Consider the following 9,994-nt stretch of genomic DNA (forward strand, 5'->3'; position numbering starts at 1 on the left):
CTGTGGGGGTTCCGATGTCCGACCTGGAAGCAATCCGGCTCGCCGTGCGTCAGTTCACGGCTGAACGCGAATGGCAGCAGTTCCATTCGCCCAAGAATCTGGCGATGGCGCTGGCAGGGGAAACGGGCGAGCTGGTCTCGCTGTTCCAGTGGCTGGATGAAGACGAGTCGCGCAATCTGCCCGCCGCCCGGCTTGCGGACGCCGCGGACGAGATCGCCGATGTGCAGATGTACCTGGTCGCGTTGGCGGACCAGTTGGGCATTGATATCGCGCAGGCCGTTGCCGGCAAGATGGTGAAGAACGCCCAGAAATACCCGGCCGATGCGTTCCGGCGCAGCGCGCGCAAATACAACGAGCCGCCGGAAGAATAACGCCGGTCCGCGCAGCCGCCCGGACCGGCGCAGCGCGTTCAGATCACTTTCTGTTCGTGGTGCACTTGGGGCGGCTCAACGAAAAAGCCGCCGACAAGCTTGCGCCACTCCTGGAAATCGGCCGACTCCCGGAAATCCACCATGTGGTTTTCGACCGTCTCCCAGTCCACCACCAGTGTGTAGCGCTGCGGCTGCTCGATGCTGCGGTACAGTTCCATGCCATGGCAGCCCTTGGCGCGCAGAAACAGCGGCTTCGCCTGGGTAACACCGGCTTCGAACAGCGCTTCCTGTCCTTCGCGGACGTGGATGCTGGCAATCTCCTGAATCATGGCTTGGTCTCCGATTGAAGGTGGGTGGGCAAGGCGGGAGTAGTATGGCCGAAAACTTCGCCACAAGCCCGCTTCATGAATCACCGAGCCGTCACATTGACTCGTCTCATTTCCATTCGCCTCCTTTGGTATGTCGGCGTTGGCGTCATTGCCTTGATGTCCTTGTGCCTGCATACGCAATTCGGCGTCGCGGTGCTGCTGTCTGCCATCGCCATCTATATTCCGCTGTCGATGCTGGGCTTGCCGCTCGTTGCCTGGCTGTGTTTGTCGCGCCGCACGCGTGGCCCGGCGTCCGGATTGCCGCCCGCCTGGCCCGCATATCTCGCCGGCGTCACCGGCATTGTGCTGCTGGCAAGCTATCAGGTGCTTGCCAATCTGTACGTGGCTGAATGCGGATTTCTGCTTGTGCTGGTGGCCGTGGACCTGATGCTGGCGCGTCGCGAGACCGGCTGGCTGCTACGCCTGGCGCGTTAGATATCACGCGTGAGCCTCACGCGACCGGTCCCATCCTTTGAGCTGAAAGCCGCCCGCAAGCGAGGCTTGACGGACGCATCGCGTCATCCATACGCATGGTCGCGCGAGGCCGGCATCTCCACTTTCAGGTCTGTGTAATTCGCGAGTCCATCCTCCAGAAAGACCCGGTCGTTCGTTTAACCGATACCGACCTGCCTAGGACGGCGCAATCATTCCGTACCAATACGAAAGTCCCACGCCCTGCCCAGGCAGGGGCGCAGTTCCTGGGTAGTAACGGTCCGCGCCGGTCGGTCTCCGGCACCTGTGCATCCGTGCAGACGGATCAGGAGGAGCTCAAATGAAAAAGCTCGCAGCAGTCGCCGCGTTGTCATTGTTCGCCGCATCGGCTTACGCCACTGGCCCGGGCCAGGTCGGAGGCTCGGTGACCGGCCACGTCGGCGCCATCAACGGTACGGCTTCATCCATTTCCACCGGCAGCTCGGTGGTCGCCACCCAGGTCAACGGCTACGGCTCGTCGAGCCAGACATCGTTCGGCAGCACGGGCGGCATCGCGGAGGTCGGCGGATCGTTCAGCCGCGACGGCACGCAAGTTGTCACCAGTACGCGGCAGTACGCCAATAGCGAATCGTACGGGCATGTGTCGGGCAACGCACCGATCATGGTCGGCGACAGCATCGCCAACGGCGGCGCGACGTTTGGCAAGACGGACACGAGCGCGTCGGCGACGGGCTCGTTCCACGCGGCAAATATCGGCGCGTTCGGGTCGATACACGGCATCGGCTCAGTGGGCCATGTCGTTGGGTTCAATCGCTGACCCAATTATCCGGACGGCTTCGGCCGTCCGGGCGAGGGGACATCATGAAGAGCATAGTTTTAGCCATCTCCCTGTCGCTCGCCGCCATGTCGGCGGGGGCGCAGACCAGCACGTCCAGTTCCACGACGTCGGCATCGTCCGGGTCGACCAACGCGGGCAACAACCAGGGCATCACACTGAATTCAAGCAATAGCGGGACCAGCACGTTGCGCAGCGCGCCGCCGGTTGGCGGCCAGAGCTTCTACGGCTCGTTCTCGTCGGACAGCTGCATGGTGTCGGCGGGCGGCGGCGGTTCGGTGGTGGGCTTCGGAATGAACGTTGCGATTCCGATCGAAGACCAGAAATGCAGCCTGCGCCGCAACTTCGAGCGCACGATGCAGGCGGCGGCATCGACCAAGGACGCGGATCGCTCGCGGCGTCTGGAAACCGCGGCCATCGACATCCTGTGCCAGACCGACGATCGCACCAAGGCGGCGCTGGTGGCGCAGGGGCTCTGCACCAACCCTGCGCTGACAACAGCGGACCATCGGTTCGACAGTGGCGCCGTGGCGCAGGTCGGGCCGCAGACGCCGGTTCAGACAGCGGGCGCCGCGCCCGTGCAGCCGCAGGCGCCGATGACGCCGGTCACGCAGGGCTATCCGGTGCTGTCGGCCCGAAGCGCCGCGTTCACCGCGCCGCCGCTGCGCAACCCTCGACTGGAACGGCAGCAATTTGCCGACCTGTACTCTCCCGGCTGATGCGGCCAGCGCATGACGGCGATCAGGGCGCGGCAGGCGGCGGGACCGCGACGGGCGCAGGCGCCTGCGCCGGTTCCGGCGCCGACGCTAGCAGCATGGTCGGCGGGGACGACACTTCAAGCTTGGCCTCGTCCAGACGCTTGAGCACCGTGAACAGCAGCGCGCTGCGCACACCGTACGCTGCACGCGGCGACGACACATAGCCCCTTGCATTGAAGATCAGATGGCCTGCGTCGATACCGTCCAGGAAGACGTTGGGCGCCGGCGACTCCAGCACGTCCTCGTGATCCGCCAACGCCTGCAGCATCAGTTCGCGCACCTGCTCGGCGTCCGTCGACAGGGGCATGGGCAGCTTGATCTGCACCAGACCAAGCGGATTGGATCGCGTCACGTTGCGCACCGTTTTCGTCACGAATTCGGAATTCGGCACGATCACCGTGGAACGGTCGCCCATCTGGATCTCGGTGGCGCGCACATTGATGCGCAGGATGTCGCCTTCGACGCCGCCCAGCGACACCCAGTCGCCCACCTTCACCGGCCGCTCGGCCAGCAGGATCAGTCCCGACACGAAGTTCTGCACGACCGCCTGAAGACCGAAACCGATACCCACCGACAGCGCGCTCGCGATCCACGCGACCCGTTCCAGTCCGATCCCGGCGGCCGACAGCGACAACGCCACGGCCAGCACGAAGCCGCCGTAGCCGAACAGCGTCGCGGCGGACAACTGCATGCCCGGATCCAGTTCCGTGGTGGGCAGATAGCGGTTGGACAGCCAGCGCTTGAGCATCTTCACGCTCAGCAGCGAAAGCGCCAGTACGATCAATGCCTGCAGCACCGCGCCGGGCCGGATTTGCGCCTCGCCGATCGCCAGGCCCTTGCGAAGCTGGTCGAAGCGCTGCACCAGATCCATCGGCGCCTCGCCAAACGGCGCCAGCACCAGAATGATGGCAAGCAGCCCGATCGCCACGCGGCCCAGGCCGGACAGCAGTACCGCGGCCTGATCGCGCATGCTGGGCCCATCGCCTTCCGCGCTGTCCCGGTGCGCCGTGCCCAGCAAGGTGCTGAAACCGTCCTCGACCAGCGTCGAGGCCAGATAGGCGGAAGCCAGCACGATCAGCACCCACAGCACCTGCTTGACCAGGAAGCTGCCGAATGCCACGTAGCCCAACAGCAGGCTGGCAAGGCTGACGATCAGCACCGTCCAGATGGCGGCCAGCATCAGCGAGACCCAAAGCGGAACCGGCGTTTCGCTGTCCTGCATGACCTGACGGCGCAGGCGGCGGCTGATGGACAGCACGGCAGCGAGCATCGCCATGCTTAGCACGCCCACGATGCCGGTCAGGGTGATGGTCGTCGTCAGACTGGCGTCCAGCAGCACGGGCAATCGTTCTGCGAGCCAGATCAGGACCACCAGCACGCCCAGCGTGCCGGGAAGCCAGCGCAGGCGGTTCGCCACGATATCGCTGACCGGCGGCAGGCGCCACGAAGGACGGTTGGTCGACAGCAGCGCGTAGCCCATCCCCGACACGAATCCGCCGAAACAGACCGTGGCCACCAGATTGGTCAGGAGCGAATCGGTGCTGTCCGAAAGCTGCGATCGCCAGTCCAGGCCGGTCTGGATCAGCAGGGCAATCACGCCGGGGGTGGCGACCGACAAGGCCACCAAGGCCACGGCCAGGAACGAACGCCGCAGCCGGCCGGGCGGCACGCGCGTCGCGGTCAGCTGCAGCAGATACCGGCCAACCCAGACGCGCAGGGCAATCGCCAGACCCGCCACGACCGCCAGCAGCAGCCAACCCCATTTCGGCGTCTGCCCCACGGCGGTGGACAGGTCGTCGCGCAATGCCTCAAGCCGCCCAAGGTCGCGGGGAAACTCCTGGCGGAATTCGGTCCAGAACTGGCCAGAGAGGAAGGAGTCGCGACGTTCGCCCAAGCGCGCCTGAAACTGCTTGCGCCGCTGGGCTGAAATCTGTTCGGCCGTCTGGCCGGCATCCACCGATAGCAGCCGCGCCAGCTTGATCTGCGCGTCCAGCGCGCGGCTGTTCTTTTCCAGTTGCGCCCGCTGCGCCGCCACATCGGGCGCTTCCTTGGCTCCGTCCGGCGGTGCGCCCAGTTCGCTCAGTCGTGCGGTCACGCTGGCCAGTTGCGGTGTCAGCGCTTCAGTTGCGGCGTCCGCCTTGGACTGAATGTCCAGCGCCTCGCCGCGCTGCTTGAGCAGCACGGCGTCGTCCGTTTCGTCGGGGACCCGCTTGCGGATTTCGTCAATCTGCTTGCGCGCCGCGCCGAGCACAGCCTCGGTATCCGCAGGGGCGGCGGGCGGCGCGGCAAAGGCGGGCAGAAAGCAGAACACCAGCAGCAGCGCAGCAAGCAGCGCCGCCAGGTTGGGCGCGCGGACGAGGCGCGCGCGAAAGGGCAGAGGGTGCGTGGTCGGGATCATGTTTCTGGAGCGAGTTCCTCGCATGGAGGCGGCAGCATAACAAGCCGCCGCCTCGCCCGTTGCAACAAAAAACTCGCCTTGCGTCCCCGTATTTTCAGCGGCCGCCGCCTAGGGTCTGGCCTAGGCTTGCGGGCCGTGAAATGGGGGCCGCATCCGGGCGCCGGCACCCTGTGGCCGGCCAGCCATGGCGGCGCGCGCAACCCATGTTTACCAGCCGAACGTTTGGATTCACTTCGGCTGGCGCTCGGGCGTGCGTGCAGCCCGAATCCGGGGCTTGCCCAGCACGGCGTCGCAGACCTGCAGCCATGCGCGAGCAGCAAAGGACAGATAGCCGGACTGCAGCCAGATATGGCCGACTTCCCACTGGATGCCGGACTTCGCAAGCTTCGCGGTGCTGAGGCCCCGCGTTTTCATCCGCTGTATCAGCGGCTCGGGCAGCAGGGCCACGCCTAGTCCGGCCGACGCCATCGCCACCAGAAAATCCCAGTGCGCGCTTTGCGCGGCGATGCTGGGCTGCAATCCCGCCTCCGCAAACGCCTGCCGCAGCCGCCGGGTGATCGCGAAATCGTCGGTGGGAATCAGCAGCCGGGCTTCGCGCAACGCGCTCAGCGGCAGCGAGGTCTTTCCGGCCCACGGCGCGTCGGGCGGTCCGATCACCCATATGGGATAGCTGCCAAACGCCTGCGCGGTCAGGCCGCCATCGGGTGCAATCGGCAGGATGGTGGCGCCGACCTCCAGTTCGCCGCTGGCCACCAGGCCTTCCACCGCCTGACCCGTGCCTTCGCGCAGTGTCAGGTGGATGCCAGGATGCAATTCGCGGAACCGTTTCACCACCGGCGTGAACAGCAGATTGATCATTGGCGGGATGCCCACCTCCAGCGCCCCGCGCCCCAGTTCTGCGGTCTGGCGCAACTCTTCCGATAGTTGGCGCATGGTTTCCAGCACCTGCAGGCCGCGCTGGTACATAACCCGGCCGGTATCGGTGGGACGGGCAGTATGCCCATCGCGGATAAGAAGCAGTGTGCCGGCTTCTTCTTCCAGCTGCCGGATCATCTTGCTGACTGTGGACTGCGTGACGAACAGCGTTTTGGCCGCCTGCGTGAAGCTGGCATGTCGGACGGTTTCGACGAAATACCGCAATGCGCGCACGTCCATGGGAAAGCTGACCCTCCGCGCCGTGCGCGAGAAAAATCCAAATGATGAAAAAAACGACTGAATTGGATGATTTTAAGTCATTACGAGATTTGCTCCCGCCTTCCTATACTGCCGAAAAATCGTCCCAACGCCCGTATCCACGGCGCTTGGGACCTCGGGAAACGCCGCGTCAGACGGTGCCCGGGCGCCGCAGACCACTGTCGCTACGCCCGGCCCTAAGCCGCCAGCCTTTGAATTTGGAGACACCATGCCTTTCGACCGGATCCGCAACGCCGACCTGCACGCCAGGATCACCTCAGCCGAACAGGCCGCCTTACTGGTTCAGGACGGAATGACCGTCGGAATGAGCGGATTCACCCGGGCCGGCGACTGTAAATCGGTGCCGGCCGCGCTGGCGGCACGCGCCGAGCGCGAACCGCTGGCCATCACCTTGATCACGGGCGCGTCGCTCGGTCACGACACCGACAAGATGCTGGCGCAGGCCAATGCATTGGCACGGCGTCTGCCGTTCCAGGTCGACACGACCCTTCGCCGCAAGATCAATCAAGGCGAAATCGCCTTCATCGACCAGCACTTGTCCGAGACGGTGGAACAACTGCGGGCGGGTCATCTGGGGCCTATCAACGTGGCCATCATCGAGGCCGCCGCCATTACCGAATCCGGCGCGATCGTGCCGACGATGTCGGTGGGCAACTCCGCGTCGTTCGTTCAGCAGGCCGACAAGATCATCGTCGAGCTGAATCTGAGCGTGCCCGCCGCCATCGAAGGCCTGCACGACATCTACATTCCTGGCGACCGTCCCGCCCGTCAGCCCATCGCCCTGGTTTCGGCAGACCAGCGCATCGGCCAGACCTGCATCGAGGTCGATCCCGACCGCATTGCCGCCATCGTCATCACGCAGGAGCCCGACAGCCCCTCCAACGCGCTGCCGCCCGATGCCGAGACCAACGCGATCGCAGGACATATCAACCAATTCCTGCGCGGCGAAGTCGACGCCGGCCGCCTGACCAACGCGCTGCTGCCGTTGCAGGCAGGGATCGGCACCATCGCCAACGCGGTCCTCCACGGGTTCGAATCGTCTGACTTTGAGAACCTGGTCATGTACTCCGAAGTGCTGCAGGACAGCGCTATTGAATTGCTCGACCAGGGCAAGCTGGCATTCGCATCGGCGTCGTCCATCACCGTGTCCAAGCCCGTGTACGAGAAGATACTCGCCAACATGGAGCACTACCGCCAACGCATCGTGCTGCGTCCGCAAGAAATCAGCAACGCGCCCGAAATCGTGCGGCGCCTCGGCATCATCGCCATCAACACGGCGCTGGAGTTCGACATCTACGGCAACGTGAACTCCACGCACGTCGGCGGCACGCACATGATGAACGGCATCGGCGGCTCGGGCGATTTCGCGCGCAACGCCCATCTTGCGATCTTCGTGTCCAAGTCGATGGCCAAGAATGGCGACATCTCCAGCGTGGTGCCGATGGTGTCCCATGTCGACCACACGGAGCACGATGTTGACGTGCTGGTCACCGAATGCGGTCTCGCTGACCTGCGCGGTCTGGCGCCGCGCGAGCGCGCCCGCGCCATCATCCAGAACTGCGTGCATCCTTCGTATCGGGACGCGCTTCAAGACTACTTCGATCGCGCGTGCGCACGCGGCGGCCAAACACCGCATCTGCTCGAAGAGGCCTTCTCGTGGCACCAGCGGTTCAATGAAACCGACTCCATGCAACCTGTCGCGGTGTCGGCGCGCAAGGCGGCCTGAAGCAGGACTACAGATTGACTGCCGCCGTCGCGGCGTCCGCCTGGGCTTTCGAGCGAAGCGAACCCAGGCTGTCAAGGCAATGTCCTGCCGGGCGCTGCGTTTTGGTCAAGGTAGAGCTGCTGCCCGCCGCTTTACCTTTTTTTTCGCCTGGGCCCTAGCTTTCGTCCTCGGGCTTTGATGTCACCAGTGTCTGGCGCGACATTTCCAACTCATCGCGCAGCCATTGCTTGAACGCGTTCAGCGGCGCCCAGTCCCGCAAGCTCGGCCGATACACCAGGTGGTAGGTCTGCCCCAGTTCGTAATGCACGCGTACGGGCGACACCTGTACAAGCCGCCCGGCACAGAGTGCATCCGCCGCCAGCAGTTCGCGGCCGAGCGTGATGCCCAGCCCCTGCTCGGCAGCCTGCAGCATCATCCCCGCGTCATTGAACGACGCCACTGGCGTGACCGGCGTTGGAAACCCGGCTGCCGCGAACCAATGCTGCCAGAGCTCGCGTTCGCCAAGCAAAGGTTGGCGTGCCAGCGTTTCGGGCGAATTGTCGGGCAGGGCGGCCATCGTTTCGGGCGAAGCCAGCACGATCAGCGGCAACGGTATGTCAAATAGCGGCTCCGACTCAACACCGGCCCACGGTCCTTGCCCGATCCGCAGCGCTGCATGAAAGCCGTCCCGCGCCAAGTCGACCAGTTGCTGGGACGTCTCGATCTCCAGCGCCAGTTCCGGATGCCGGGCGCGCCACCGCGCCATGCGCGGCAACAGCCAGCGCTGCGCAAACGACGGCAATACCGACACGCGCAGCCGTTGTTCGCGCCCGCTCGCCGCCGCACTCGCCGCCATCAGACCTTCATCGAGCAACGCCATGGCGCCTTGCACGCTACATAGCAGCGCCGCGCCGGCGGAGTTCAACACAATGCCGCGGCCGCTGCGCTCGAAAAGCGGAAAGCCGATCTGCTCCTCCAGCACCTTGATCTGCTGGCTCACGGCGCTATGTGTCAGATGCAGCCGCTCAGCGGCAGCACGCAGGTTCTGCAGTTCCGCGACGACGCGAAAAGCAGGAAGGGTATTCAGCGGCAAGCGCATGGCGGACCTACTAAGAAAATTGTTGGTCATCGTAGCTTACCAATGGGGCCAAAACAATTGGATTTTCGAATGGTAATTGGGCGATTACGCTTACCAAAACGGAATATAAGGAGCCCGTTATGACCGCGCAATCTTTCATTCAGACGCCTCCCGTGGTCTGCACACCCCGCCAACCGCTGCCTGCCGCCGCGCCAGCCACGTCCGCGCCAGATGCTTCTGCACCCGGGGCGGCTGCAACCGTGGCGGTGCTGGAAACCGCGCAAGCACCCGATCGCGGCTTGCTCGCTCGGCTGTGGAATACCTACCTCGCCCACCGCAACGCGGCGCGCATGCGCAACATTGCCCAAGACATGGACCCTCACATGCTCAACGACGTGGGCGCACCCCAATGGCTGGTCAACGAAGCTACCGTCCGCCGCGAATTGACCCGGCTTCGCCATGTGGATTTCATCCGTTGGTAACATCGCGCCAGGGCACCTTGGCATGCGAAACGCCGCGCCTTGCGGCTCGTCCATATGTAGAGCGGCGAAAAAAGGCTTCTCCGAATGTCTCCATCTCGCACAAGGGGAGGGCCCCCAGCAGCACCCTCCGCCTTCCCAGGTCAGCGGGCGTGGCTGCTCGATTGCTCCCTCTATATATATAGAAGCAGCCTTTCCCTCAAAGCCGCGAGCCGGTCGCCATAGGGGACGTATTGCGACCAATCCAGCCGCCGAACCAATAATTTGCGACATCGGCGTGACAGCGCAAAATTCTGTGCTATAGTCTCGCTCCTTCGCAGCTCAGACAGTTTTGAGACGCGAAGCCAAGCAAGTGCAACAGGCGAAGCGGGGCAAC

At 64.4% G+C, this 9,994-nt stretch carries 10 protein-coding genes; 6 read left to right on the forward strand and 4 right to left on the reverse strand.

The features are described 5' to 3' along the window. The first annotated feature begins 14 nt into the window (after positions 1-14). The gene (locus AC6LJW_RS12495; protein ID WP_105240080.1) at positions 15-371 is read left to right on the forward strand and encodes a nucleotide pyrophosphohydrolase; all 357 of its coding nucleotides are present in this window, start codon (positions 15-17) and stop codon (positions 369-371) included. 38 nt (positions 372-409) lie between these two features. On the opposite strand, the gene AC6LJW_RS12500 is transcribed toward AC6LJW_RS12495, so the two are convergent. Further along, positions 410-700, reverse strand: a complete 291-nt coding sequence (locus tag AC6LJW_RS12500) for an antibiotic biosynthesis monooxygenase family protein (protein WP_056570634.1) — start codon at positions 698-700, stop codon at positions 410-412. A 96-nt stretch (positions 701-796) separates the two neighbouring features. On the opposite strand from AC6LJW_RS12500, the gene AC6LJW_RS12505 reads away from it, so the two are divergent. From AC6LJW_RS12505 to AC6LJW_RS12515, 3 genes are all read left to right on the forward strand, one after another. After that, entirely contained in the window at positions 797-1,174 is a 378-nt protein-coding gene (locus AC6LJW_RS12505; RefSeq protein ID WP_498087461.1) for a hypothetical protein, read from the forward strand. A 337-nt stretch (positions 1,175-1,511) separates the two neighbouring features. Continuing rightward, on the forward strand, positions 1,512-1,988 hold the full coding sequence (locus tag AC6LJW_RS12510; RefSeq protein WP_498087462.1) for a hypothetical protein: 477 nt from the start codon (positions 1,512-1,514) through the stop codon (positions 1,986-1,988). A gap of 44 nt (positions 1,989-2,032) precedes the next feature. Further along, the gene (locus tag AC6LJW_RS12515) at positions 2,033-2,725 is read left to right on the forward strand and encodes a hypothetical protein (protein ID WP_056570628.1); all 693 of its coding nucleotides are present in this window, start codon (positions 2,033-2,035) and stop codon (positions 2,723-2,725) included. A 22-nt stretch (positions 2,726-2,747) separates the two neighbouring features. Here AC6LJW_RS12515 and AC6LJW_RS12520 read toward each other — a convergent pair whose 3' ends face one another. Both AC6LJW_RS12520 and AC6LJW_RS12525 read right to left on the reverse strand, forming a co-directional pair. Further along, positions 2,748-5,162, reverse strand: a complete 2,415-nt coding sequence (locus AC6LJW_RS12520) for a DUF3772 domain-containing protein (RefSeq protein ID WP_056570626.1) — start codon at positions 5,160-5,162, stop codon at positions 2,748-2,750. Positions 5,163-5,390: 228 nt separating this feature from the next. Further along, positions 5,391-6,317, reverse strand: coding sequence for a LysR family transcriptional regulator (locus tag AC6LJW_RS12525; protein WP_498087463.1), 927 nt, complete (start codon positions 6,315-6,317; stop codon positions 5,391-5,393). A gap of 247 nt (positions 6,318-6,564) precedes the next feature. Here AC6LJW_RS12525 and scpC point away from each other — a divergent pair, with 247 nt between their 5' ends. After that, positions 6,565-8,082 carry a succinyl-CoA:acetate CoA-transferase ScpC gene (gene scpC / locus AC6LJW_RS12530; protein WP_056570622.1) on the forward strand — a complete coding sequence of 506 codons (1,518 nt, stop codon included), beginning with the start codon at positions 6,565-6,567 and terminating at the stop codon, positions 8,080-8,082. A gap of 154 nt (positions 8,083-8,236) precedes the next feature. Here the strand turns inward: scpC and AC6LJW_RS12535 are convergent, their stop codons facing one another. Beyond that, a complete protein-coding gene (locus AC6LJW_RS12535) occupies positions 8,237-9,160 on the reverse strand; it encodes a LysR substrate-binding domain-containing protein (RefSeq protein ID WP_498087467.1) in 924 nt (307 codons plus the stop codon). A gap of 119 nt (positions 9,161-9,279) precedes the next feature. On the opposite strand from AC6LJW_RS12535, the gene AC6LJW_RS12540 reads away from it, so the two are divergent. Further along, complete coding sequence (locus AC6LJW_RS12540; RefSeq protein WP_498087464.1) at positions 9,280-9,621, forward strand: hypothetical protein; 342 nt, start codon at positions 9,280-9,282, stop codon at positions 9,619-9,621. Positions 9,622-9,994: the final 373 nt, after the last annotated feature.

This window comes from Achromobacter sp. 1012554356 (genome assembly GCF_059760815.1).

Coding starts and splice junctions, on each gene's coding strand:
- AC6LJW_RS12495 (WP_105240080.1), top strand. CDS start 15: ATGTCCGACCTGGAAGCAATCCGGCTCGCCGTGCGTCAGTTCACGGCT.
- AC6LJW_RS12500 (WP_056570634.1), bottom strand. CDS start 700: ATGATTCAGGAGATTGCCAGCATCCACGTCCGCGAAGGACAGGAAGCG.
- AC6LJW_RS12510 (WP_498087462.1), top strand. CDS start 1,512: ATGAAAAAGCTCGCAGCAGTCGCCGCGTTGTCATTGTTCGCCGCATCG.
- AC6LJW_RS12515 (WP_056570628.1), top strand. CDS start 2,033: ATGAAGAGCATAGTTTTAGCCATCTCCCTGTCGCTCGCCGCCATGTCG.
- AC6LJW_RS12520 (WP_056570626.1), bottom strand. CDS start 5,162: ATGATCCCGACCACGCACCCTCTGCCCTTTCGCGCGCGCCTCGTCCGC.
- AC6LJW_RS12525 (WP_498087463.1), bottom strand. CDS start 6,317: ATGGACGTGCGCGCATTGCGGTATTTCGTCGAAACCGTCCGACATGCC.
- scpC (WP_056570622.1), top strand. CDS start 6,565: ATGCCTTTCGACCGGATCCGCAACGCCGACCTGCACGCCAGGATCACC.
- AC6LJW_RS12535 (WP_498087467.1), bottom strand. CDS start 9,160: ATGCGCTTGCCGCTGAATACCCTTCCTGCTTTTCGCGTCGTCGCGGAA.
- AC6LJW_RS12540 (WP_498087464.1), top strand. CDS start 9,280: ATGACCGCGCAATCTTTCATTCAGACGCCTCCCGTGGTCTGCACACCC.